This window comes from Ensifer sp. LC11, assembly GCF_001695835.1.
In the GTDB taxonomy this organism is placed as follows: domain Bacteria; phylum Pseudomonadota; class Alphaproteobacteria; order Rhizobiales; family Rhizobiaceae; genus Ensifer.
The window spans coordinates 87,749-113,074 of the sequence record NZ_MBSO01000011.1 but is presented as its reverse complement, the minus strand read 5'-3'; the positions used below and the strand labels follow the sequence as shown (position 1 = coordinate 113,074).

General features: G+C 62.2%; 19 protein-coding genes, 1 pseudogene and 1 riboswitch. Of the genes and pseudogenes, 10 read left to right on the top strand and 10 right to left on the bottom strand.

Annotated elements, in window-relative coordinates:
- The first annotated feature begins 52 nt into the window (after positions 1-52).
- The 4 genes from BBX50_RS08570 (at position 53) to BBX50_RS08555 (ending at position 5,417) form a co-directional block, all read left to right on the top strand.
- Positions 53-2,365 (top strand): NADP-dependent malic enzyme, encoded by a 2,313-nt coding sequence (locus BBX50_RS08570; protein WP_065774897.1) that lies wholly within the window; start codon positions 53-55, stop codon positions 2,363-2,365.
- Between the two features lie 282 nt (positions 2,366-2,647).
- Complete coding sequence (locus BBX50_RS08565; protein WP_065774896.1) at positions 2,648-3,388, top strand: LuxR family transcriptional regulator; 741 nt, start codon at positions 2,648-2,650, stop codon at positions 3,386-3,388.
- A gap of 145 nt (positions 3,389-3,533) precedes the next feature.
- On the top strand, positions 3,534-4,175 hold the full coding sequence (locus BBX50_RS08560) for an acyl-homoserine-lactone synthase (RefSeq protein WP_065774895.1): 642 nt from the start codon (positions 3,534-3,536) through the stop codon (positions 4,173-4,175).
- A gap of 156 nt (positions 4,176-4,331) precedes the next feature.
- Entirely contained in the window at positions 4,332-5,417 is a 1,086-nt protein-coding gene (locus BBX50_RS08555; RefSeq protein ID WP_065774894.1) for a DUF2865 domain-containing protein, read from the top strand.
- Between the two features lie 90 nt (positions 5,418-5,507).
- On the opposite strand, the gene bluB is transcribed toward BBX50_RS08555, so the two are convergent.
- From bluB to BBX50_RS08540, 3 genes are all read right to left on the bottom strand, one after another.
- On the bottom strand, positions 5,508-6,221 hold the full coding sequence (gene bluB, locus BBX50_RS08550) for a 5,6-dimethylbenzimidazole synthase (protein ID WP_065774893.1): 714 nt from the start codon (positions 6,219-6,221) through the stop codon (positions 5,508-5,510).
- Positions 6,222-6,264: 43 nt separating this feature from the next.
- Positions 6,265-6,478: riboswitch (cobalamin riboswitch) on the bottom strand.
- A gap of 29 nt (positions 6,479-6,507) precedes the next feature.
- Positions 6,508-7,320 carry an SDR family oxidoreductase gene (locus BBX50_RS08545; protein ID WP_065774892.1) on the bottom strand — a complete coding sequence of 271 codons (813 nt, stop codon included), beginning with the start codon at positions 7,318-7,320 and terminating at the stop codon, positions 6,508-6,510.
- 90 nt (positions 7,321-7,410) lie between these two features.
- Positions 7,411-8,604, bottom strand: coding sequence for a phytanoyl-CoA dioxygenase family protein (locus tag BBX50_RS08540; RefSeq protein WP_065774891.1), 1,194 nt, complete (start codon positions 8,602-8,604; stop codon positions 7,411-7,413).
- A gap of 99 nt (positions 8,605-8,703) precedes the next feature.
- Here BBX50_RS08540 and BBX50_RS08535 point away from each other — a divergent pair, with 99 nt between their 5' ends.
- Positions 8,704-9,717, top strand: a complete 1,014-nt coding sequence (locus BBX50_RS08535) for a LacI family DNA-binding transcriptional regulator (protein ID WP_065774890.1) — start codon at positions 8,704-8,706, stop codon at positions 9,715-9,717.
- Between the two features lie 35 nt (positions 9,718-9,752).
- Here the strand turns inward: BBX50_RS08535 and BBX50_RS08530 are convergent, their stop codons facing one another.
- The 5 genes from BBX50_RS08530 to BBX50_RS08510 all read right to left on the bottom strand — a co-directional run bounded on the left by BBX50_RS08530 (position 9,753) and on the right by BBX50_RS08510 (position 16,271).
- Positions 9,753-11,255 (bottom strand): diguanylate cyclase, encoded by a 1,503-nt coding sequence (locus BBX50_RS08530; protein WP_065791999.1) that lies wholly within the window; start codon positions 11,253-11,255, stop codon positions 9,753-9,755.
- A 238-nt stretch (positions 11,256-11,493) separates the two neighbouring features.
- On the bottom strand, positions 11,494-13,227 hold the full coding sequence (locus BBX50_RS08525) for an ankyrin repeat domain-containing protein (protein WP_065774888.1): 1,734 nt from the start codon (positions 13,225-13,227) through the stop codon (positions 11,494-11,496).
- 165 nt (positions 13,228-13,392) lie between these two features.
- The gene (locus BBX50_RS08520; protein WP_065774887.1) at positions 13,393-14,220 is read right to left on the bottom strand and encodes a TolB family protein; all 828 of its coding nucleotides are present in this window, start codon (positions 14,218-14,220) and stop codon (positions 13,393-13,395) included.
- Positions 14,221-14,246: 26 nt separating this feature from the next.
- Positions 14,247-14,585 (bottom strand): hypothetical protein, encoded by a 339-nt coding sequence (locus BBX50_RS08515; RefSeq protein WP_065774886.1) that lies wholly within the window; start codon positions 14,583-14,585, stop codon positions 14,247-14,249.
- 3 nt (positions 14,586-14,588) lie between these two features.
- Entirely contained in the window at positions 14,589-16,271 is a 1,683-nt protein-coding gene (locus BBX50_RS08510; protein WP_065774929.1) for an NAD+ synthase, read from the bottom strand.
- A gap of 269 nt (positions 16,272-16,540) precedes the next feature.
- Here BBX50_RS08510 and BBX50_RS08505 point away from each other — a divergent pair, with 269 nt between their 5' ends.
- From BBX50_RS08505 to BBX50_RS08485, 5 genes and pseudogenes are all read left to right on the top strand, one after another.
- Positions 16,541-18,469: an LTA synthase family protein gene (locus BBX50_RS08505; protein ID WP_083213590.1), complete on the top strand. Its 1,929-nt coding sequence runs from the start codon at positions 16,541-16,543 to the stop codon at positions 18,467-18,469.
- Positions 18,470-18,723: 254 nt separating this feature from the next.
- Positions 18,724-19,239 (top strand): annotated as a pseudogene (locus BBX50_RS08500) (DUF1003 domain-containing protein); the annotation flags it as partial.
- Positions 19,240-19,534: 295 nt separating this feature from the next.
- Complete coding sequence (locus tag BBX50_RS08495) at positions 19,535-19,957, top strand: TadE/TadG family type IV pilus assembly protein (protein ID WP_065774884.1); 423 nt, start codon at positions 19,535-19,537, stop codon at positions 19,955-19,957.
- A gap of 1 nt (position 19,958) precedes the next feature.
- Positions 19,959-21,698: a TadG family pilus assembly protein gene (locus BBX50_RS08490; protein WP_065774883.1), complete on the top strand. Its 1,740-nt coding sequence runs from the start codon at positions 19,959-19,961 to the stop codon at positions 21,696-21,698.
- A gap of 296 nt (positions 21,699-21,994) precedes the next feature.
- Complete coding sequence (locus BBX50_RS08485; RefSeq protein ID WP_065774882.1) at positions 21,995-22,909, top strand: hypothetical protein; 915 nt, start codon at positions 21,995-21,997, stop codon at positions 22,907-22,909.
- 10 nt (positions 22,910-22,919) lie between these two features.
- On the opposite strand, the gene BBX50_RS08480 is transcribed toward BBX50_RS08485, so the two are convergent.
- Positions 22,920-23,318, bottom strand: coding sequence for a GFA family protein (locus tag BBX50_RS08480; protein WP_065774881.1), 399 nt, complete (start codon positions 23,316-23,318; stop codon positions 22,920-22,922).
- 188 nt (positions 23,319-23,506) lie between these two features.
- Positions 23,507-24,880, bottom strand: coding sequence for a 3-deoxy-7-phosphoheptulonate synthase class II (locus BBX50_RS08475; RefSeq protein ID WP_065774880.1), 1,374 nt, complete (start codon positions 24,878-24,880; stop codon positions 23,507-23,509).
- Positions 24,881-25,326: the final 446 nt, after the last annotated feature.

Here is a 25,326-nt window from a genome sequence, read left to right as displayed (position 1 = left end):
TCGCTCCGAATTCATGCCAAAAGGCACGACCACGAATGAGGAATGTGAGAGCATGAACACGGGCGACAAGACGAAATCCCATACCGGTCCGGCCAGCGGCGACATCGACCAGCAGGCCCTTTTCTTCCACCGTTACCCGCGCCCGGGAAAGCTCGAAATCCAGCCCACCAAGCCGCTTGGCAACCAGCGCGACCTGGCGCTTGCCTATTCGCCTGGTGTCGCTGCCCCTTGCATCGCCATCCGCGACAATCCGGAAACCGCTGCCGACTATACGGCGCGCGCCAACCTTGTTGCCGTCATTTCCAACGGCACGGCCGTTCTCGGCCTCGGCAATATCGGGCCGCTGGCCTCCAAGCCCGTGATGGAGGGCAAGGCGGTTCTGTTCAAGAAGTTCGCCGGCATCGACGTCTTCGACATCGAGATCGACGCATCGAGCATCGAGCGCATGGTCGACGTGATCTCCGCGCTGGAGCCGACCTTCGGCGGCATCAACCTCGAAGACATCAAGGCGCCCGAATGTTTCGAGGTCGAGCGCCGCCTGCGTGAAAAGATGCAGATCCCGGTCTTCCATGACGACCAGCACGGAACCGCCATCATCGTCGCCGCCGCCATCCTCAATGGGCTGGAACTCGCCGGCAAGGACATCGCCAAGGCGAAGATCGTCACGTCGGGCGCCGGTGCCGCCGCACTTGCCTGCCTCAACCTGCTCGTCACGCTCGGCGCCAAGCGCGAGAACATCTGGGTGCACGACCTCGAGGGCCTCGTCTACAAGGGCCGCGAAGTGTTGATGGACGAGTGGAAATCCGTCTACGCCCAGGAGAGCGACAACCGCGTTCTCGCCGACAGCATCGGCGGCGCCGACGTCTTCCTCGGCCTGTCGGCAGCGGGCGTCCTGAAGCCCGAACTTTTGGCGCAGATGGCCGAGAAGCCGCTGATCATGGCGCTCGCCAATCCGACGCCGGAAATCATGCCGGAAGAAGCCCGCGCCGCTCGCCCGGATGCGATGATCTGCACTGGCCGCTCGGACTTCCCGAACCAGGTCAACAACGTTCTCTGCTTCCCGCACATCTTCCGCGGCGCGCTCGACTGCGGCGCAAGCACGATCAACGAAGAAATGAAGATGGCCGCCGTGCGCGCCATCGCCGGCCTTGCCCGCGAAGAGCCGTCCGACGTCGCCGCCCGCGCCTATTCCGGCGAGACCCCGGTCTTCGGCCCCGATTACCTGATCCCCTCGCCCTTCGATCAGCGCCTGATCCTGCGCATCGCGCCGGCCGTAGCGAAGGCCGCGGAGGAAAGCGGTGTCGCCACCCGCCCGATCCAGGACTATGACGCCTATCTCGACAAGCTGAACCGCTTCGTCTTCCGCTCCGGCTTCATCATGAAGCCGGTGTTTGCCGCAGCCAAGAACGCCCAGAAGAACCGCGTGATCTTTGCCGAAGGCGAAGACGAGCGCGTGCTGCGCGCGGCCCAGGTGCTGCTGGAGGAAGGCACGGCCCGGCCGATCCTGATCGGCCGTCCGCAGATCATCGAGACGCGCCTGCGCCGTTACGGCCTGCGCATCCGTCCCGATGTCGATTTCGAAGTGGTCAACCCGGAAGGCGATCCGCGCTATCGCGATTATGTCGAGGATTATTTCGCCCTCGTCGGCCGCCTCGGAGTCATTCCTGAAGCTGCCCGCACCATCGTGCGCACCAATACCACGGTTATCGGCGCGCTTGCCGTCAAGCGCGGCGAAGCCGATGCGCTGATCTGCGGCGTCGAAGGCCGCTACTCCAGGCACATGCGCGACGTTTCGCAGATCATCGGCAAGCGTGAAGGCGTACTCGACTTCTCGGCTCTCAGCCTGCTGATCTCGCAGCGCGGCGCCACCTTCTTCACCGACACCTATGTCAGCTACTGCCCGAGCGCGGAAGAAATCGCCCAGACGACGGTCATGGCGGCGCAGGAAATCCGCCGCTTCGGCATCACGCCGCGCGCTGCCCTGGTTTCGCATTCGAACTTCGGCTCGCGCGAATCGGAGAGCGCCACCAAGATGCGCAAGGCACTTCAGCTCGTGCGGGAACTTGCTCCCGACCTCGAAGTCGACGGCGAAATGCACGGCGATGCGGCGATTTCGGAAGTGTTGCGCCAACGCGTCATGCCGGACAGCAGTCTCTCGGGCGAAGCCAACCTCTTGGTCTTCCCCAATCTCGATGCCGCCAACATCACGCTCGGCGTCGTCAAGACCATGACCGACAGCCTGCACGTCGGCCCGATTCTCCTCGGTTCGGCGCTGCCGGCTCATATCCTGTCGCCGTCCGTCACCTCGCGCGGCGTCGTCAACATGGCGGCACTCGCAGTCGTCGAAGCCAGCCATCCGGGCTGAGATGAAAGCGCGAAGATCGCCACCGATCTTCGCTGCAATCGGGCGCCGCACCGGCGCCCCCGAAGCCATATCCGAGCGTCGCGCCTGCCTCAGGCGCGACGGTCCGTGGTTTGAGGATCATTTTCAGTTCCGCTGCCGCGGTGCCGTCCCGCGCGGACCTCACCCGTGGATGCAATCAGGATTTGCAGAATTGGTATTACACACCAATCGGGAAAGTTTGCGCTGGACAAAAGGTGAACCTCTAACCATGCTGAAGCCTCGGACGAGATTCGGTGTTGTGGCATGACTGAGCAGCAGGCTGTCCTCGACATGCTGGAAATCCTGGAATGCGGGGGCTGTGTCGAGCCCGCTCATTTCTTTACCTTGATGCGCCGGACCTTCCGTATTGCCCATCTGCTCTACCTGGAGGCAGAGCCCTACGCGGACGAGCTCAAGGTCTGCCGGCTGCATCACACCTTCGGCGCCTATGCCGCCGAAATCTACCGGGTCCGCAGCCTTCACCGGATCGATCCCATCCTGAAACTCGCCCTTGGCGGCGTGCGCCCGGTGGAGTGGACGATGGCGCGACATCGCTTCCCGGAATGCGAGCCCTTGTTCGAGGCCGCACAGGAGATCGGCATTTCCACCGAGGGCGTTGCCCTGCCACTGCCGTCGCCCGCCGGTCGCATGGCGCTTTTGGCAATCAACGTCAACATGCCGGCCAACGAGTGGTCGAGCTATCGCCGCCATCACCTGCGCGACTTCCAGCTGGCCGCCAACCTCTTCCATGCCGCCATGCTCGAACACGGCGCGATGGCCGGTGGCCTCTCGGCGGCACGCGACATGCGGCTGACAGGGCGGGAGACGGAAGTTCTGACCTGGGCGGCTGCCGGCAAGAGTTATTGGGAGATCGCCACGATCCTCGGCATTTCCGAGCGCACGGTGCGTTTCTTCATGACCAATGCGAGGCGCAAGCTGAATGTCGTCTCCAACACCCAGGCCGTGGCGCAGGCCGTGCGGCACGCACTGATCCCTACCGTCTGATCGACTGACAAGACGAACCCTCCATCCAAAACCCCTCGAAATCTAGTGGCAAATACATCGCATTTGAACTGTCACTACCGACAGTTACGCGACCACCGAGAGCCTGACAGCATCCGCCCATCCCCAAACAAGGATGGAGAAGACGATGATCAGGATCCTGAACGGAAAGACCCGCGCACAGCACCCTCAGGCCGTCGATGACATGTTCCGGCTGCGCAAGCGCGTCTTTCATGATTTCCTGAAGTGGGACGTGCAAACGGACGGTGAATGGGAAATCGACAACTACGACAAGGCCAACCCGCTCTACGTGCTGTCCTACGCTCCCGACGGCCGGCTGCGCGGCTCGCTGAGGCTGCTGCCGACGCTCGGCCCCAACATGCTCGACGATACATTCCCGATCCTGCTCGGCGACAACCCGGAAATCCGAAGCGCTTCCATCTGGGAATCCAGCCGCTTCTGCATCGAGCCCGAGATTTCGCAGGACCGCGCCTCTAACCAGGTGACGGTCGCGGCCGCCGAACTGATGTGCGGCGTCGGAGAACTGGGGCTGGCGTCCGGCATCAGCCATATCGTCACGGTCACCGACGTGTTTCTGGAGCGCATGTTCCGGCGCATGGGATGCCCCGGCGAACGCATCGCAGAACCGCATCGCATCGGCTCGGTCTTCGCGGTTGCCGTCGCCTGGGAAGTGACCCCGAACCTGCTTGAGCGGATGAAAGCGGTCGCCGCCATCGAAGGCACCGTGCTCGATCGCCCGATGTCGCTTGAAACGGCCCGCGCCGCTTGAGCGCCTGCGTCGTTTCGCACCGTTAACGCAAACCGTGGCTTGTCGTTGCGCGATCACCGACAAGCTCTATGATGGAGATGAAACAGGACATGCCGCTGGCAGCCGCCCGCAACAGAAGGTTGGCGCCAACCTGGCAACAGGAAGAGACTTTCGCCCGTGTTCGCGCGCTTGAAACACGTCGCTGCGGCCCTCGTGCCTCTGGCTCTGATCGGTACCGATCCGGCCATGGCATCGGCCGTATGCGACCGGCTGAACACCCGGCTGGCGCAACTGCCCGATCTCATCGCGACCAACGCCGACGCCCGTGACTATGCGAGTGCGATCTCGCGCCAAAACATCGAACTGCGCCGGGCGAAGAACGACCGGCGCCGTGCGGGTTGCAACGGCGGCGACGTCATCGTCTTCGATGGCGGCGACGCCGACAGCTGTGGCGCACTCAACAGCCTCATCGCCGAGATGGAAGACAATCTCAGCATGCTCAAGTCGCAGCGCGAGCAGATCGTTGCCGGGGGTAACGAAAGCACGCGTCGCCGGATCCTGGCTTCGCTCGAGATCAACGGCTGCTACGGCGACCGTGAAGAGTTCGCAAGCGTCGAACCGGAAGAGCCGGAAACGCACCGCAACATCGTCGCGGACCTGCCTCCTGACGACGCCTACGGCCCGATGCTTGGAGCCGGTGAAGACGGTTACATGCCGCAGGATGGCTACTACAGGGGCACGCTGCGCACCATGTGCGTGCGCACCTGCGACGGCGCGTTCTTCCCGATCTCTTCGGACGCGACGCCGGCCGACTTCCCGCGTGACGAACAGGCTTGCAGGGCGCGCTGCCCGGGTGCTGAAACGGAACTCTATTTCCACGATCTCAACACGGAAGAAAGCGACCAGATGGTATCGGCCATGACTGGGCGGCCCTATACCGAAATGCCCAATGCGTTTGCCTACCGCACCCGCGGCGTCAGCAAGCCCGGCATGTGCGGCTGCCAGATGCCGCAGACCGCCGCAACCGACCCAAAGCCAAGCGGCACGATGAAGGGTAGCGATCAGTCGTCGATCGTGGTGATCGAGACCAAGAAGCCGGAAGCTGAGACAAATGCCGTTAAGGTGCCGGCCGAAGAGCGTCCCTATGATCCGGCAAAGAGCAAGGTCCGCATCGTCGGCCCGACCTACCTGCCACAGCAGGAAACCTCGATCGACCTCAAGCACCCGAAGGGGCCGGCCTATCAACCGACCCAGAGCAACTGAGCGGCAGCAGCCAGATCCTTTCGTTGTTTCATCGCAACAATGAAATCATCTATCTCTTTGAAATGACGAAAGTCCGGACGGAATACCGTTTCACGGTTTTCCTGGGCGCGACGGCTTCTCGCAGCGGTTCCCCCACCCCTCCTCGAACACGAGATCTTCGAGCGGCAGGCGCTGGCGCCATCCCTTTACCGCCAGCTCGGGCTGCTGATAGAGCCGGTCGACGAAGCCCAGGCAGAGCCAGGCGACGATCTCGATATGGTCGGGAATACCGAGGATCGCCTTGATCTCGGCCTCGTGGAAGATGCTGACCCAGCCGACGCCGACCCCTTCGGCGCGCGCCGCAAGCCAGAGGTTTTGCACGGCGCAAACAGTGGAATAGACATCCATTTGCGGATTGTGCGTGCGTCCGAGGACGACCGTGCCACCACGGGTTCGGTCGCAGGTGACGCAGATGTTGAGTGGCGCCTTGCGAATGCCTTCGAGCTTCAGGGAGCGATACTTGGACTGTTGCTCGCCATCGAACATCAGCGCGGCCTCGTCATTGGCGCGTTGAAACGCCTGCCACACGCGCCCGCGTGTCTGCGGCGCCCGCACCAGCACGAAGTTCCAGGGTTGCATGAAGCCGACGGACGGTGCGCTGTGGGCGGCGCCAAGCAACCGTTTCACAAGATCATCAGGCAAGCGCTCAGGGAGAAACTCATCGCGCACGTCGCGGCGCGTTTCGATGGCGCGGTAGACGGCCTCCCGCTCATCCGGCGAAAAGGCACCGGCGGCCGCAAGGCCACCCTTCGGTTCAGTCAGCATCGTTCGATCCCCAACAATGCGAAACCTTCCGCCGTCCGCGCGGGTTCGGTCTATCTCGCCAGGCCGGTCTTCTGACTCCGGTTCAACTGGCCGCCCCACCTTCCCGGATCGCTTTAAGATCCAGTGGCAACGCCTTGAAAGATAATTCAAGGCGATTTCGACGCGACCATCCCCGTCACAGCGTTGGGCACGTTCCGGAATGGCACCGGATTCCCGATTCTCCCGCTTTCGCGGGCACCTGACGGCCGCCATAAGGGCACAGCCGCCAGAGAAAGACAAGCGACGATCAGAGCGGTGCCACCGGATGCGGCGAACCGTCATAGCCGCCCCAAACCGACTGGTCGAAGCAGATCACGGATCCGGTCATCAATCCGGATTCCGCCGACGAAAGGTAAGCACAGGCGCGCGCCACTTCCGCCGGATCGACCAGTCGGCCGAAAGGCTGGCTGGCGGCGGCCTTGTCGAGCCAGTCTGCCGAAGCTCCGTGAAACTCGCGCTGGATCCGGTCTTCGCCTTCGGAAGCCATCCAGCCGATGTTGAGGCCGTTGACGCGGATGCGGTTGCGCAGCAGCGCATAGGCCGTGTTTTTGGTCAGGGTTTCGAGCGCCCCCTTCGATGAGCAATAGGCCGCAATGAACGGCTGTCCGGCCATCGCCGACATCGAACCGATATTGACGATGGTGCCCTCGGTTTTCTCCCGCCGCATCACCTTTATCGTCTCCTGCATGAGGAAGAACGGCGCGCGCACGTTGATGGCGAACATGCGATCGAAGAGTTCCGGAGTGGTGTCGAGGATCGTGCCGCGGTCGGTGATGGCTGCGGCATTGACCAGCGCGTCGATGCGACCAAACTCCGCATCGCAAGCGGCAACGACCCTGCGGGCATCCTCCACCCTTTCGAGATCGGCCTCGACATAGACCACTTTCGCACCGCTCGCCTTGCCGATTTGCTCGGCCTTGGCGCGTCCCTTGGCAGCGTTGCGGCCGCAAATGACGATGCCGGCCGCCCCGCGCTCGGCGAACAGGCCGGCAATCGTTGCACCCAGTCCCTGCGTTCCGCCCGTGACGATGGCGATCTTGCCGTTCAGTTGTTCGCTCATTGGATGTCCTCCCTTGGCCTTGGATCATGCAAAAACAAAAACTGCTCCCGACCGTATTCGCCGGGAGCCCACTTCGACAGTGTCGGGCCATCAGCTCAGCTTGCGCCGTGCCTGCTCCTTAAGTGCCGCATGTAAATCCACCGCACTCATACCTTTGGCGAGAGCCTCCCGCATCAACTGCGCTTGCGTCTTCGGTGCGAGCCCGCCGAGCGGCGGATCACGGTCGAGATTGGTCGGAAAGGAGTAGCCTTCGGCGCAGGACGCGATAGCGTTGGCGGCTTCCGCAGCCGTCAGCTTGCCGTCCGCCAGCAAGGTCTTCAAGGCCGGGTAAAGCGTCGCACTCATCGTCAGCCGGTCGACGGTCTCCATTGCCCGACCGAAGGCCGAAGATACCTGCAGGAGATTGGCCACGCGCCGGATATCGGCGGAGCGATTGGTACCGGCCGCATGAAAAAGCGCCGGATTGAAGAAGACGACATCGCCTTTTGCAAGCGGAAGCTGAACGTGATGTTCGTCGAAATAGGCGCGGAACTCCGGCCGGTTGAGCGCCAGATAACCGAGCACATAGGTCTGGCTATAGGGCAAGAACAGGGTTGGGCCGCTTTCGAGCGGCATGTCGCAATGAGCGACTGCCCCCTGCAGGGTGAGAACGGGCGAGAGCCTGTGCACATGAACGGGATATTGCTCGATCACCGCAGAGGTCTGGAAGCCGAGGTGGTAATCGCGATGCGCCGATTGCGCGGCCCCACCCGGATTGACGCGGTTGACCTGCGCCGTCATCTGGTAGTTCGGCCCGAGCCACGCCTCGCTGACGAGCGCGATGATGGCGTTGCCATAATAGGCGGCAAAATTCTCCGGTGCCTTCAGGCAATGCTTTTCCAGCGAATTCCAGATGCGATCATTGGCGCCGGGCTTGGCGAAATGGTCGCCACCGCCGCTGTTCGTGCGATGCTGTTCCTCGATGATCGCATCGAAAACGCCGCTCGCGACATCGATCGCCGTTCTGTCGGCAAAGGCCCCCTTGAAGACGGCCACACCCGGGCCGGTCGCAAGGACCTCGCAGATCTCCGCCAGAACAGCGCGCCGATCCTCGGCATCGCTGGACGCGGCAATCAGATCGGCGCTGTCGTAGATCAAGACATTTTTCTCACAGCCCTTGGCATAGGGATAGTCCGAAAGGTCTGTGCGGCGTTCGACCTCCGCCCGGAATGCCTCGATGTCGCATGCATCCTGCGTCAGCCAGACGCGCTCGATCCGCCGCCCGGCGCTGTTGTCGCCCTTCATCCCGTTTCCTCCCTGGAACATCTGATGGAAACGACTATAGGCGGCGGAAAATCATGATATAGGGCAGGAACCCATCAAAAAACCATCAGGAGCCGGCCGTTGGCGCATCCGTTTCTGGTCAAGGATATCGCCTTTCAGGCTGGCCTCAGCGCGGCGACCGTCGATCGTGTGCTGAACGAACGCCCCGGCGTTCGGCGACAGACCGTTGCACGCGTTCGCGCCGCCATCAAGGAACTGGAAAAGCAGCAGGCGGGTCTCGATGTTCAGGGCCGCAAGTTCGCGATCGATATCGTGATGGAGGCGCCCGAGCGTTTTACCGATGCGGTTCGCCACGCATTCGAAAGCGAGGCCCTCACCTTCGCGCCCACGATCTTCCGCTGCCGGTTCCATTTCGCCGAGACGATGCGCCCGCAGGACATCGTCCAACTGCTCGACCGCATCAGGCTGAGGGGAACCGACGGGGTCGTGTTGAAGGCTCCCGATGTGCCCGAGATCGTCGCAGCCGTGGCCCGCTTCGAGACATCAGGCATTCCCGTGGTCACGCTGGTGACCGATCTGCCCAATTCGCCGAGAACCGCCTATGCGGGCGCCGACAACCGCGCGGCCGGCGAAACCGCCGCCTACCTGATCGGCGAGCGCTTTTCGGACACCTTGGCGACTGTGCTGGTGACCCTCTCGAGTGGTCGTTTTCGCGGCGAGGAAGAGCGTGAAATCGGCTTTCGCCGACTGCTGCGCGAGCGTTATCCGGCAATCCGCATCGTCGAGATCAGCGAGGGGCACGGCCGCGATATCGAAACCGGCGCGCTGGCGGATGCAGCACTTGCGGCCAACCCCGACATCAATGCCGCCTACTCGATCGGCGGTGGCAACCGTTCGGTTCTGGCAGCCTTCGAGCGTCTCAACCGCCACTGCGCTCTCTACGTCGCCCATGATCTCGACGAGGACAACCTGGCCCTTCTGCGCGAGCGGCGCATCCACTTCGTGCTGCACCATGACCTCAAGACGGACGCGCGCACGGCCTTTCGCGCGATCATGCTGCATCGCCAGGCTCCGGCCGCCGGCTCTCAACTTTCTGCGGTGGTGGTCATTACGCCCTGCAATGTCCCCGAATAGGCGCGTCACTTGAACCAATCGCCTCCGCGACGGTCTCAGGCGGCCGATTGATCGCCGTTCTTTCCGCTCGGCAGTATCATGGCATCTGCCGTCTCGGCGCGATTGCGGCCACGCCGCTTGGCGAGATAGAGCGCCTCGTCGGCGGCCAGAAGCAGCTGGCGCGCCGTCTGCCCGTGCCGCGGAGCGAAGGCTATGCCGGCGCTGCCGCCGACGACGAGCATCTGGCCGTCAAAGGCGATTGGCGTCTGCGCGTCAGCAATCAGCCCAGCTGTGAGGCCACGGGCTTCGCTCTCGCTGCACTCGCCGAGAATAACCGCAAACTCGTCGCCCCCGAGCCGCGCGACAGTACCTTTTGGCCCCGCGCGATGGCGGAAGCGCTCGGCGATCGCGACGAGCACCGCATCGCCCGCTGCGTGTCCATAGCGGTCGTTGACCGCCTTGAACTCGTCGAGGTCGGCATAGACGAGCGCGAACGGGTACGTCCTTGCGTTCAAGAGCGCCGCCGCCAGCATATCGTCGAAACCGCTGCGGTTGAGCAGCCCGGTCAAGCGGTCGTGCTTGGCAAGATGCCGGTTCAGCGCCTCGCTCTGCTGCAAGGCGGCAAAGAGCGTCGAAAAGCGCAGCGCCACGAATGCCATCAGCAACGCCGCGACGATCGCCATGATGATGACGCTTGGCAACAGCTCGGCACGCACGAAGCCGCCAGGTGATTTCGGCAGCCACGCGGCCACAAGACAGGAAGCATCGGAACAGCGCCCGACCGATGCATAGACGCTGCTTTCCGGCAGCTCCTTGAGGGGGATGAAGCCGAGCCCCCGGACCCCCAGCCGCGCCGCAATCTCGCGCATCATCTTTGGCGTGACAGGCCGCACCGAGACCATGAGAACGGGCGCGCGACGCTCCGCCGGCACCACCAGGCTCTCCGGGATCACGGCCTGCACGACCGCCACGCTCATGTGTCCGTCGATCTCGCGCAGATCCACCGCGTGAATACCGGGAACCGCCGGCATCACCGATTGCGGATCGGGTGTCACGACATCCAGCTGGTAGTTGCCGTGGTTGTTTCTAAGGGCATTGTCGTAGCGGCGCTTGGCTTCCTCGATCAAATCGTCGATCTCTTCGAGTGGAACACGCGCCGCCTCGATCGACAAAACAGCGCCGTCCTTCAAGACCGTGGAAACGTTGCGTTCCGCGTCCGTCAGGATCAGCCAGGAAAAGCCGTAGTCTTCCCACAACCAGCCAGACAGCTCGTCTGCGATAAAAGCGTCGCTGACGCGCCCGCGTGCCAACTCCTCGTAGGTTTTGTCCCAGAAGGAGAGCTGTGCCTGAAATTGGACGACCGCGTCCATCTGGTGGCGCAGTTCATTGGTGACCAGCCTTCGCTCCGCAGAAAGTCCGAAGCGATCGGCTTCTGTCACCGACCGATCGAGCACATAGATGAGGCTTGCGATGATCAGCACGGCGACCAAGGTGCAGGCCGCATGGATCGTCCATACCGTCTTATCCCGCTTTGCCAGCCGCAACGTCTTTTCCACCACGCCAGTCCCCCCTCGTGCGTACCGGTCGCGTCAGGCATTTTTGCACTTCGGGAAGCGCGATGCTTGACGAGGGCAGCCGGTACTAGCGGCACCCTAGCGATCAAAATCGAAGTTTGGCTTAAATAAGCTGGTGTTGAAATACTTAACGATTTCAACCGGCTGAAATGACGGACAATCAGCAGTCGCATCAGCTCGCGAGGGGAGTGCAAGCGCTCCCCTCGGCGGTCGTTTTGATCGCCTATTGCACCACTGGCGCGCCGCGCAGCAGGCCGAGGATCTCTTCGTCCCCCTTGTCGCGCGCAAGATCGCGGATGGAAGGCCCGGCCGCTCCATCACGCAAGCCGGCATTCGCCCCCCTCTCGAGAAGCATCCGCACGGCATCCGCCTGGCCATTGATCACCGCAAAGGCAAGCGGCGTCATCCAGTCGTGCTGCGGCTCAGCTCGGCCACGCCCCCGGAAGTCGCCAAACGACGTCTCAAGAAGCGTCGGTTGCTGGTCAAGGAGTTCGCCGACGCGCCCGGCCAGGCCAAAGGACGCCGCTGCAAAAATATCCAGCGGCTGCTCCTTCAGGAAGCGCACCATGTCCGCCTTGCCGTTGTATTCGGCCCAGCCGATGGGTGGAGCATGGTGGTGGGGGTCTCGCGCCGTGGCGTTGGCGCCGTGATCGAGCAGCAGCTTCGCCATCTCCAGGTGCCCATGCAGGGCCGCCTCGTGCAGCGGCGTTCGTGAGGTCATGCGGTTGACGTCGAAGCAGAGGGAGAGCATCAGCGCAACCGCTGCCCGCCGGTCCTCACCGGCCGCCTCGTGCAGCAATGCGGGGTGCGCCGCCTGCGTACGCGCAGTCAGCGTCGGATCCGCATCAACGAGCGCCGTCGCCGCGTCTCCGTCGTCTTGCGAGATCGCACGCGCCAGACGGTCGACGTCGTCGAGCGGCGCCTCGGTAGCGCCGCGCGACACGAGGTACTGCGCCAGCGCCTGGTCACCGCCGAGTTCGGCCCACTGATAGGGCGTGCGCCCTTTGATCGCGCGATTGACGTCGGCACCGTGCTCGATGAGCAGGCGCACGCGATCGCCCATGCGCTTCTCCAGCGCCCAGGCCAGCTGGTAGTCGAAGACGCGCTCCCCGTTCTCGACCAGGCCGCCATCGTTGCGCACCAGCCAGTTGTTCCGGTCGTTGGCATTGAGACCATAGTCAAGAAGCAGCTTGAGGCAGGTATTGTCGGGCTCGAACATCCGATTGTAGAGCGCCTGGCTGTCATTGGCGCGGGCGCCGGCGGATAGCAGCAGCCGTGCGAAGGTCACGCAATCCGGGTGCGGCGGCTGTCGCTCGCGACCGGCCTCGCCTTCTCCGAAGACCCCGGTCAGCACCGTGAACCGATACTGGCCGTCATCGAGCCAGTAAGCGTTCGGGTCAGCCCCGCGCGCGATCAGGCGCTGGCCGGCCGGCAGGGAAGAGCGGCCGGGAACGCGGGCATAGGCGGCGTAGAGCAAAGGCTCCCAGTCATAGGGACCTCCGCGCTTGCCTGCGAGTTTCGGATCGTGATCGAGCCACCGGTCAATTGCCTCGGCGTCACCAAGTGCTGCGGCAACGTGGATGCTGTCCCCGGCGATTTCAGGATGTGCGTGCAGAAGCGCAAGCGCCTGGGTGAAACGGTCGGGATCAGCGGCTATGTCGCCGAAATAGGAAACCGTTGCCAGCGAGAGAAGGCGGCTTGCGAGCTGCTCTGTCGCCGGCGCATGGCTCCCGGATTTTTCGAGATGCCGCTTCAGCCGCGTCCAGCTCGAAAAGCCGAACTCGCGGGCAAGTACCAGCTGCGCATCCTGCAGCCCCATCGCAGTCGGTTCGGAAAAATAGGGAAGCGCCCTCTGTTTGGCACTGGCATCGCCAGCCTTCACAGCCTTGAGAAAAGCCTTGGCCTGCTTGCGAATAGTATCGAGGGTAAGGTTCGCGGGAAGATCGCGCGTGATCATGAAAGACCTCCTTTCATTCACGTCCGGTATCCGCGCCCACAGACTGAAAAGAGGTGTGGCAACCAAGTTCAGTGAGACAGGTGGGCCTTGCCCTTCCCGCGGATCGGATGCGCCCTGCGAACGACGTGATCGCTAGCATGCAACCGGTATTCTTGTCCAGTTCTGTCAGCTTTCCCGCTGGTAGCGGACGAAGGCGAAACGATCGCCCCTCGGCGACCAGTTGGGAACGTTGATCGTTCCCTGCCCGCCGAAGAGCTCGAACAGGACCCGTGCATTGCCGCCGTCCATGTCCATCAGCCGCAAGCGAACATCGAGATCCCTGGGGTGATCGAACACCTCACCGTCATAGGAGAGCACCAACAGGTTCTTTCCATCCGGCGACGGATGGGGAAACCAGTCGCCATAGGGGCTGTCGGTGATCCGCGTCACATCGCTGCCGTCAGGACGGACACGCCAGATCTGCATGCGCCCGGTGCGGCTCGAGTTGAAATAGATCCACTGACCATCGGCCGACCAGTCGGGTCCGTCATTGCGCCCTTCTCCGTGGGTCAGTCGCGTCTCCTCGCCACCATCGACTGAGATCGTGTAGATGTCGAAGACCTGGTCGCGAATGCCGCAATAGGTAAGCGTCTGCCCATCCGGCGACCATCCGTGCCAATAGGATGGCAGGTTGCGGGTGACGAGCCTTGGCGTGCCGCCTTCGGCCGGCAACAGGTAGATCGCCGATTTGCCGAATTCGCTTTTGTCGCTGATGGCGATCGTGCCGCCATCCGGCGAGATGCCGTGGTCGTTGTTGCAAAGACGCGCAAAGCCTGTGTCGATCTCGCTCGGCTCCGAACCGTCGAGACCGAGGCGGTAAAGGCGACCGTCGCCATTGATCACCAGATGCGATCCGTCCGGCGACCAGTTCGGCGCCTCGACCAGCCGATCCGTCTGCCAGACGACGCGCGTCTCGCCGGTAACGATGTCATAGGTTTCGATGGAACTACGCATGCCGTTCTCCCGTCGCAGCCAAGCAGCTATTGCTTGCGTTCTTCGCCCGCTCCCAGCATCGCCAAGACCTTGGCGCAGACCGACTGCATCAGAATAGAATTGCGTTGGTCCCGCCAGCTTGAGACGACGCCCCAGGCGAGCAGCAGCAGGATGCAGACGAAGGCAACGCCGACGATAACGAGATTGCCGGTCGCCAAGCCATAGATGCCGAACACCGCCGGCGTCGCGAAATAGGCAATCTGCGCCGAAAGCTGCCTGGCGGCAGAAACATCGCTCACCGACCACAGCCGAAGCAGCCGGATTTCCTCGTCCGTGAACGCAGGACGGCTATCCTTGCCGTCCCGCCCTTCGCCGAAGGCGCTCACACCCTACCCCCGGTCGCGGAAGCGGTTGGTGATCGGGTAGCGCCGGTCGCGGCCAAAATTCTTCTTGGTGATCTTGACGCCCGGTGCCGACTGCCGCCGCTTGTATTCGGCGATGTAAAGCAGGTGTTCGACCCGGTGCACCGTCGCCTCGTCGTGGCCGCGGGCCACGATCTCATCGGTGCCCATCTCCTTCTCGACCAGGCATTCGAGGATATCGTCGAGCACCGGATAGGGCGGCAGCGAATCCTGGTCCGTCTGATTGGGACGAAGCTCGGCCGACGGCGCCTTGTCGATTATGTTCACTGGAATGACCACGCCCGAAGGCCCGAGCGCACCCGGCGGTACCGTGGTGTTGCGCCAGCGCGAAATCGCATAGACCTCCATCTTGTAAAGGTCCTTGATCGGGTTGAAGCCGCCGTTCATGTCGCCGTAAAGGGTCGCATAGCCGACCGACATTTCCGATTTGTTGCCGGTCGTTACCACCATCGAGCCGAACTTGTTGGAGATCGCCATCAGGATCGTGCCGCGCGTGCGGCTCTGCAGGTTCTCCTCGCTGATGCCGGATTCTGTGCCCTCGAACGTATCGGAAAGCGCGCTCAGGAAGCCTTCGACCGGCTCGGAGATCGGCACGATGTCATAGCGGCACCCAAGCGCCGCGGCGCATTCCTTGGCATCCTTCAGCGATTCCTGTGAGGTATAGCGGTAGGGCAACATGATGGTGCGCACCCGCTCTTCGCCAAGTGCATCGACGGCGAGTGCCGCGCAGATCGCCGAATCGATACCGCCGGAGAGGCCGAGAATGACGTTCTTGAAGCCGTTTTTGTTGACGTAGTCGCGAAAGCCGAGCATGCAGGCGCGATAGTCCGCCTCCTCCGGCTCCGGCAGCCGCGACTTCAGCCCGCTCTCGCAGTGCCAGCCGGACTCGCCCCTCTTCCACTCGACGATGGCGATTGCCTCTTCGAACTGGCTCATCTGGAAAGCCAGCGACTTGTCGGTGTTGAAGGCAAAACTTGCGCCGTCAAAGACCAGCTCGTCCTGGCCGCCCAGCTGGTTGGCATAGATCATCGGCAGGCCGGTCTCGATCACCTGCTTCAGGACCACCTGATGGCGCACGTCCACCTTGCCGCGATAATAGGGCGAGCCGTTCGGCGACAGCAGGATTTCCGCGCCGCTTTCGGCCAGCGTCTCGCAGACGCCGAGATCGCCCCAGATGTCCTCGCAGATCGGGATGCCGATGCGCACGCCCCGGAAATTGACGGGCCCCGGCATCTCGCCCTGATCGAAGACGCGCTTTTCGTCGAACTCGCCGTAGTTCGGCAGATCGACCTTGTCGCGGATCGCGACCACCTTGCCGCCATCGAGCACCGCCACCGCATTGTGCCGGCCGGTCTTGGCCTGGCGCGGGAAGCCGATGATGACGCCCGGCCCGCCGTCGGCGGTCTCTTCCGCCAGCTTTTCGACCGCCAGAAGACAGGCCTTGAGAAAGGCCGGCTTCAAGACGAGATCCTCCGGCGGATAGCCGGAAATGAACAGCTCCGTCAGAAGCAGGAGGTCGGCGCCCTGGCGTGCTGCGTCGGCGCGCGCCTCGCGTGCCTTGGCCAGGTTTCCGGCGATGTCGCCGACCGTCGGATTGAGCTGGCCGACTGCGATGCGGAGGTGCGAGGGAGCGTTTTTGTGAGCGGTCATGAGCGGGCCTGTCGGTCTGTTCTGAACGATTGCGTCTGACATTTCGCAATGTTCTTTAGCGCAATCCGCGGGAAAATACCCACAGCCAATCGCAGCAACGCAAAAAAAACCGAAAAATTCTGTTTTTCCCGGTTCTTATGCAGCGCCGTTAGAGCGCCCTCACGCGACGAAAGGCGGCTCCCAATCTCCGTTAAGAAACCATTCATCCCCTGTTCAAAATGACGGGCGTATGACAGTTACACGACGCATTTATGAAATTGGAGAATATGTTGGCTAGTATCGATTCCGCTGTCGCGAGAGGCTCGCGCGTCTACGTCGATAGACCCGGCTTCACCACACGGCACGCCAAGACGCTCGCGTCCACGCGCAGCGCAGTGTTCTCCCTTTTCGTCGCAGCCACACTGGTCTTCCTCGTCGAGCTCGTCGTACGTCAGTCGCTGACCGATACGCTCGCCTACATTCTCGACCCCGCCCGTCCGGCCTTGACGACCATCGGCGTGTTCTTCCTCGTTCTCCTGGCTGTCGACGGCCTTTTCGGCCGCGAGCACAAGTCCGCCGTGGTGCTCGCGCCGCTCGCGATCCTGCCGGCCGTCATCTGCCAGCAGAAACAAGTGTTCCTCTCCGATCCGCTCTACCCGACCGACTTCCTGTTCGGCCGTCAGATCATGGAGCTGATGCCCGTCCTGGTGAAGGACCGCCCCTGGACCGCTGTCGCTATCGCTGTCGGCCTCGTTGCTGCGGTCGTCGCGATCGGTCTTCTCCTGCGTTTCGCCTGGCGGACCTTCCCCAAGCTGACGACGCGCGAGCGCGTGGCACGCCTTGCCTTCGCACTGCCGCTTATCGTCGCCTTCTGGAACATCATGGACTACAACCAGTTCTCCTGGATCCGCGACCGGCTGAAGGTCATTCCCATCATGTGGGACCAGACCGAGAACTACAAACACAACGGCTTTGCCCTCGCCTTTGCCATCAATCTGCCTATGGCCAATGTCAGCGCGCCTGCCGGCTACATGGTCGATGCCATCGACCGTATTCCGGTAAAGCCGCTTCCGGCCGGCACATCGCACCGCGGTAAGCCAGACGTCATCGTGCTGATGAGCGAATCCTTCTGGGATCCGACCCGTCTGCCGAACGTCAAGCTTTCGCCCGATCCGATGCCAACGATCCGCGAAATGCAGTCGGGCAACGTCTTCTCGCCGGAGTTCGGCGGCATGACCGCGAACGTCGAGTTCGAGGCGCTGACCGGCTTCTCCAACGCCTTCCTGCCCTATGGCAGCATCCCGTACCAGCAATACATCCGCAACCCGATCCCGTCGCTCGCCACCTTCTTCCGTGGCGAAGGCTATGTCTCGCGCGCCATCCATCCGTTCCAGAGCTGGTTCTGGAACCGCACCGCCGTCTACAAGGCCTTCGGATTCGACATGTTCAAGTCGGAAGAGAACATGCCGCCGATGCAGAAGCGCGGCATCTTCGCCTCGGACGAGTCGCTGACGCATGAGATCATCCGCCAGGCCGACGCCATGGACGATCCGTTCTTCTTCTTTGCCGTCACGCTGCAGGGCCACGGCCCCTATGAGGCAAACCGTTACCCCAAGAACACCATCAAGGTTGAAGGCGACTTGCCGGAGGCGGATCGCCAGGTGCTTGCCACCTACGCGCAAGGCATCAAGGAAGCCGACGACAGCCTGAAGATGCTGATGGACTGGGCCAAGAACCGCGATCGTGAAACGATCATCGTGCTCTTTGGCGACCATCTGCCGCCGCTCAACACGGTCTATACCAGCACCGGCTTCATGAAGGGCGTCACCGCGGAGCGCAAAGGTTCGAAGGACCAGATGAAGGCGCAGCACGAAACGCCGCTTGTCGTCTGGTCGAACAAGACAGGCCCGAAGAAGAATGTCGGCAGCATCAGCCCGGCCTTCCTCTCCTATCAGATCCTCAAGCAGTCGGGCTACGAGCATCCCTACTACACCGGGTTCCTCGGCAAGGTTCACGACCAGTATCGCGTCGTCGATCGCTACATGCTGATCCGCAAGAACGGCAAGGAAGTAGCCGAGTGGTCTCGCCAGCCGAAGGTGCCGGCTCTGCTGCGTGACTATCGCTTCCTGCAACACGACATGATGTTTGGTGACCGCTTCTCGACGGACCGGTTCTTCAAGTCCCATGCCGAGCTCTTCGCGAGCGTCCAGGCCCACTGATCGCAAGGACCGGAGCGGTGACATGCCGCTCCGGTCCTCACGCATTATCCGTTAGAGCGTGATTTCATTGGGACGCTGGCGCGCGACAGCGCCGCGCGTCTTATCAGACGCGCAGAGGTCGTCGCTGTAGCACTTTGATTTGCTGCATGTTTTTGTCCTTTGATCGGCTACGATTAAGGGAAACATGAAGTAGATTATCTCCGGCCAACTCCGGAGATCGCCATGCCGCACTTCAACGACATTTCAAAACAGCTTTTCGGCAGCCGCTCAACGAACTCGGAGAGATCGAGCGCCGCATTCTCTCCCACGCCCGCGACCGGCGCACGCTTGCGACCGATTCACACGCGGCCTTTACGGCCGGCCTCTCCTTCGGCGACAGGCTTGCGGACAACAGCGCCCGCATCGGCGGCTCCTGGACTTTCATCCTCGGCTTCTGCGGCTTTCTGGTCTGCTGGATCCTGGTGAACTCCGTTCTGCTCATCACCGGCGCGTTCGATCCCTACCCTTACATCTTCCTCAACCTGGTGCTCTCCATGCTCGCCGCCCTCCAGGCGCCAGTCATCATGATGTCCCAGAACCGCCAGGCCGAACGGGACCGCTTCGCCGCCTCCAAGGACTACGAGGTCAATCTCAAGTCGGAAGTCGAATTGATCGCACTGCATCACAAGGTCGATGATGTGCTGTTGCCCGAGATTTCGGAACTGCGCGCCGACCTCGCCACGCTTAACCGACAGCTCGCCCATTATCCTTCGGAACCAGGTCAGGACTGACCGAAACCGGGATCGCCGTAAACGGCCGCCAGGCGCGATGGCCTGAAACCGGCCGTCGCACCCGGTGGGTTGCTCGCCTTCGGCACACTTGCCGTCCGGCGCAGGTGACAGGGCAAAAACCAGCTCATTTTCCTAAACACTAATTCAACTGTGCATACACATTTTGCAACATTGAGGAAAAGCATTCCAATTCAACAACTTATCAGGGTATGAAAAAATTAACATTTCAGGCTCACCTTATGGATGCAGGGACATTCGAAAAAATACAGCAACGTGGGTACGCGGAGATGCTGCAATGTCCAACTTCAAGCGCCTGTTAGGCGGCCGAGACGGGGCCGCCGCAATCGAATTTGCAATTATAGCGCCGCTCTTTTTTCTTTGCGTGCTGACCGTGATTGCCTACGGCGTCTATCTGAGCGCCGCCCATTCCATTCAGCAAATTGCCGCCGATGCCGCCCGCACAGCCATTGCCGGTCTTTCTGAAACCGAGCGTGAACGGCTCGCGACCGACTACATCCAGCGCACGACGATGGACCAGGCTTTCATCAAGTCATCGCGCATGACCGTCACCGTCAAGGACGACGCCAACAACGCAAATCAGTTCACCGTCCGGATCAAGTACGACGCCGGCGATCTGCCGATCTTCAACCTGTTCACATTTGCGATGCCGAGCGAACAGATCGAGCGCTTCGCGACCATACGCATCGGGGGGGTCTGATATGCAATGGAAACCAACGCGCCTGCGTGCCCTGTCACGATCGCGCGACGCCAATATCGGCATCTCGGCCGCACTGGCCATGCCTCTCGTCATCACGTCCATGGCGCTTGGCATCGACTACGGCTACCTCACCATGCAAAAGCGTGAAATGCAGTCGACGGTCGACCTTGCGGCGATTGCCGCCGCGGCCAACATTTCCTCCGCCGAACAAGCTGTGCTCAAGCATTTCTCCAACAACGGGATGAACTACGGCGTAGCGACGCCGACCGGATTGATGACGATCGATGGCAAGGTCCTGCCGCTCGGCGACGTTAGCACCGGCAAGGTGAATGGCGTTGCGACCGTCACGCGCGGGCGATATGTCCCCGATCCATCCGTTAATGCCGGGCAGCGCTTCGTCAAGGATGCGACGCCCACGGATGCGGTGCAGGTCATGCTGGAGAAGAAGGGAGACATCTTCCTCGCCGCTATCTTCAGCGCACCGCCGCAGCTGAACGTCTATGGCACGGCCGCCAGTTCCAAGATCGCGGCATTCTCCGTCGGCTCTCGGCTTGCCAGCCTGAACGACGGGTTGCTTAATTCCATCCTCGGGCAAATGCTCGGCTCGACGATTTCGCTGAAGGTCATGGACTACGAGGCGCTCATCGACGCGGATATCGATGTCCAGCCGTTCCTGAAGATCATAGCGACGAGGCTGAACCTGACCGCGGCCTCCTACGAGGACGTGCTGAAGGCCAACCTGACGATGCCGCAGCTGCTCGCCTCGATGCGCCTCGTTCAAGGCTTGTCTGGTACCGTGACGAGCGCGCTGAAGAGCATCGAGCTTTCGACTGCGACCAGCAACCACACATTCACGCTGGCGCAAATCCTGAACCTCGACCCCAAGAAGAGCCTTCAGATCGATGCGGGCTCCGATTGGACGATGAAGGTGAGCGCGCTCCAGCTTGTCTCGGCCGCCGCGGCGATCGCCAATGGCGACAAGCAGATTGCCCTCAACGCGGTTGCAGGTCTTCCCGGCATCGCTTCCGCCAAGGTCAAGCTCGCCATCGGCGAGCCGCCGGTCGAAACGCCCAGCCATCGTCTCGGCACACCGGGCGCGGCCGTTCGCACGGCACAAACCCGCCTCGCCGTCGAAGTCAACGTCGATGGCCTGGCGGCCCTTGCCGGAATTCGAATTCGTTTACCGCTCTATGTCGAACTGGCCTATGCGGAGGCCAAGCTTGCCGACATTCGCTGCTATGGCGGCAAGCCGGACAATGCAGAGGTCAGCGTGGATGCGGTGCCCGGAGTTGCCGAAATCGCCATCGGTGACGTCGACCCGACGGTCCTGTCCAACTTCTCATCCGACGCCCGTGTGCAAAGAGCCAGGCTCGTCGATGCCCTGGTGGTCAAGATCGACGCTCTCGCCCATGTCGAAGCGCAGAACCTCCAGGCCTCGCGCCTGAGCTTCAGCCCATCCGATGTCGCGGCCCGAACGATCAAGACCGTCTCGACAAAGGATATCCTCACCTCGACGACCCAGACGCTTCTCAACGATCTCGACGTGAACATCCAGGTCCTGTTCCTGACGCTCGGCAGTCCGACCCTCGTGCAACAGGCCCTCGCCCAGACGCTGGGCGGCGTCACCAAGCCGGTCGATGACCTGCTCTACAACTTGCTTCTCCTCGTCGGCGTTCGGGTCGGCGAGGCCGACGTTCGGGTCACCGGCGTCAAGTGCCAGCCGCCTGTGCTTGTGCAATAGCGAGCGAGGGAAACACACTCTTGGGGCGTTTGACGGAAAACCGTCAGACGCCCCAATGAACAAAATCCGGTGTTCACACGTTATGGACAAGGTTGCCCTGCTATGAGGGGCACAGCTGAGTGGCTGCTGGCCAGCCGGATACCTTGTTCATTGCATGTCTTCTCCGTAAATCCTGTTCGATCCAAGGACAAAAACATGCAGAAGTTCAAGGCGATACAGCGATCTTTGCGCGTCTGATTATGGCGCGCGCTGTAGCATCCGGTGAGCCGGGCGAGCATCGGGGGTGTGCGCAGCAGATGCGTGTCGTGGCAGAGCAAGAGGGCGTCGCGCGAGATCAATCGCTGGCCTTCACCAAGGACGATTTTCTTCAGCACCGGAGCTTCCGCGCGATCCTCCAGGCGAGTGCCCGCGATCTCATGACGGCCTACGACAGCTTCCCGCGTGTCGCCCGCCTCGTCGCCTCCCACCAGAAGTGGACCCTCAGCCAGGCGATTTACGCCCTTCATCTCGAGCGCGAGCCCGGCAATCCCGACACCGGCATTACGACGGCGCGTCTCCTGAAGTTCGTGCATGAGACCGGCGGCGCAAGCCGCAATACCGCGGCCGCCTTCATCGCCGAACTGTTGACCTACAAGTTGCTGCGCGATGCCGAAGGCGGGAGAGCGAGGAAGAAGGTCCGCCCGCTGGAACCGACCGAGATCAGCGAGGGCGCCATGCTGCGCTGGTTCATGAGCCAGATGGGAACGCTTGACCGTTTTGACGGCAAGGGCCGCGTGCAGCGGGTCGAAGCGGACCCCTCCCTTTTCCAACGCGCGCAACCGATCGCGGCGCGTCTTCTCTTGTCTGACCGGCGGTGGAGCGAACCGCCGGATGGCGTCGCAACGTTTGTCTGGACGGAATGCGGCGGCCTGCTGCTGGATGACCTGATGTCACGACCGAATGGCCTCGATCCAGTCGAGGGCAAGGTCTGGGTCGAGGCCAACCTGAGCGATCTCGCAGCCCACTACATGTTATCGAACACACATATCAGGCGCATCTTTACCCGTGCCCAGGACGCCGGCTTGCTCGGCAGACCAGCGGAAGGTCCGCGTGGCATCTTCTGGCTGAGCGAACGCCTGATCGATGAGTACTGCTATTGGCAGGCCGTCAAGCTGGCCGGCCTTGCCAATGGTTTCGAGCAAGCGCAACGGCAAGCGACGGGCGAAGCTTAGGAACGGCTATTCAGACGCGTCCGGCCGCAAACTTCGGCAAGTCGTCGTTGATCTCGTAGAAGTCGCCCTGATCTTCGCAAAAGATATGGTAACCGGATTTGAGGTCGGTTGGCTTTTCGAAGGCACCGGCCATGATCGAGGTGTAGCCCAATCCGTCCGCCTTCCAGAACAGGGCCGAGCCGCAGGTCCGGCAGAAGCCACGCGCGGCGCTGTCGCTCGCCCGATACCAGGTCACGTTCTCCATTCCCTCGACGTCAAGGCCATCATCCTCGACATTCGTCGCGGCGTAGTAGAGCCCGGTCTGTTTGCGGCATTGGCTGCAATGGCAGTAGATCAGCTCGCGCAGTTGCCCGCGCGCCTTGAAACGCACTGCCCCGCAGAGGCAGTTTCCCTTGTGAACGTCCTGCATCGCTTCCCCCAAGCATCACATCTGATGTTTCATGATGTCAGAGCGCAGTGCGCCGCGCGGGATGACCTGCGCCGATTGCTGCTCCAGACACGAAAATGCCGGGCCAGCTTCGAGCGCTGACCCGGCATTGTCAAATTCAAAACGTCCAAGCGAAGTTCAGAAAAGCTGAACGACGCCAGCGGCTTAGATCAGCCGTTGACCACCATCTTCTTCTCGTCTCGGCCGCCCTTCATGCGTTCGGCCAAGAGGAAGGCAAGTTCCAGCGCCTGGTCTGCGTTGAGGCGCGGATCGCAGTGGGTGTGGTAACGGTCGGCGAGATCGTCGCCGGAGAGCGCGCGGGCACCGCCGGTGCATTCCGTCACGTCGTTGCCGGTCATCTCGATATGGATGCCGCCCGGGTGCGAGCCTTCCGCGCGGTGGATCTGGAAGAAGCTTTCGACTTCCGACAGGATCCGCTCGAACGGACGGGTCTTGTAGTTGTTGAGCGTGATCGTGTTGCCGTGCATCGGATCGCAGGACCAGACCACCTTCTTGCCTTCGCGCTCAACGGCGCGGATGAGGCGCGGCAGATGTTCGGCCACCTTGTCATGGCCAAAGCGGCAGATCAGCGTCAGCCGGCCGGCTTCGTTTGCCGGGTTCAGAAGGTCGATCAGTTCCAGAAGGCCATCGCCGGTCAGCGACGGGCCGCACTTGAGACCGAGCGGGTTCTTGATGCCACGGCAATATTCGATGTGCGCATGGTCGGGCTGGCGCGTACGGTCGCCGATCCAGATCATGTGACCGGAGGTGGCGTACCAGTCGCCCGACGTCGAATCGACACGCGTCAGCGCCTGCTCGTAGCCGAGCAGCAGCGCCTCATGGCTGGTGAAGAAATCGGTCTCGCGCAGGCTCGGATGGTTTTCCGAGGTGATACCGATCGCCTTCATGAAATCCATGGTCTCGGAAATGCGGTCGGCGAGCTTGCGGTAGCGCTCGGCCTGGGGGCTGTCCTTGACGAAGCCGAGCATCCACTGATGCACGTTGTCGAGGTTGGCATAGCCGCCCATGGCAAAGGCGCGCAAAAGGTTCAGCGTCGCGGCCGACTGGCGGTAAGCCATGATCTGCCGTTCCGGGTTCGGAATGCGCGCCTCTTCCGTAAATTCGATGCCGTTGATGATGTCGCCACGATAGGACGGCAGCGTCACGTCGCCCTGCTTTTCCACGCCCGACGAGCGGGGCTTGGCGAACTGGCCGGCGATACGGCCGACCTTCACCACCGGCTGCTGTGCGCCGAACGTCAGGACGACGGCCATCTGCAGGAACGCGCGGAAAAAGTCACGGATCGTATCGGCGCCATGCTCGGCAAAGCTCTCGGCGCAGTCGCCGCCCTGCAGCAGGAAGCCGCGGCCTTCGGCGACGTTGGCAAGTGCACTCTTCAGGCGGCGCGCTTCACCCGCAAACACCAGCGGCGGATACTTCGCGAGGCGTGCTTCGGTCGCCTCAAGCGCTGCCAGGTCCGGATAGTCCGGCACCTGCTGGATGGGTTTTTGCCGCCAGCTGTTTGGAGTCCAAGTCTGTGCCATTTCGATCACCTGTTGTCTGCCGCGGATCTACCCGCGCGGGTCGTACCCTGACAGCCGATGCGGCCGCCCGGTATTCGGAAATTTCACTCCACATCCGCGTGCGCTGCCCTCAACGCCCGGCCCAGCCCTGGTGCCGCCCATGTCGCAAACGCCGCGGAATGCGGGCTTATAGACGTTAAGGAAACGCTTGGAAAGCCATCCTACCAGAATTCATTGCTTTCAAGGGCGCATAAGGCGCAAGGATATATCCCGCCTGCGCACGATCCCAAAACCCGAAGGCGTCGCTTCGAAAGAATAGTGCGCAGTTTCAACGGGATAAATCACGCCTCCTACAGCGCCGCGCGCGTTGTCAGACGCGCATAGATCGCTGTAGCGCTTTGAATTGCCGCATGTCTTTGTCCGTAAATCCGCGTCGATTTATGGAGATATGCAGCAGCATCCGCCCG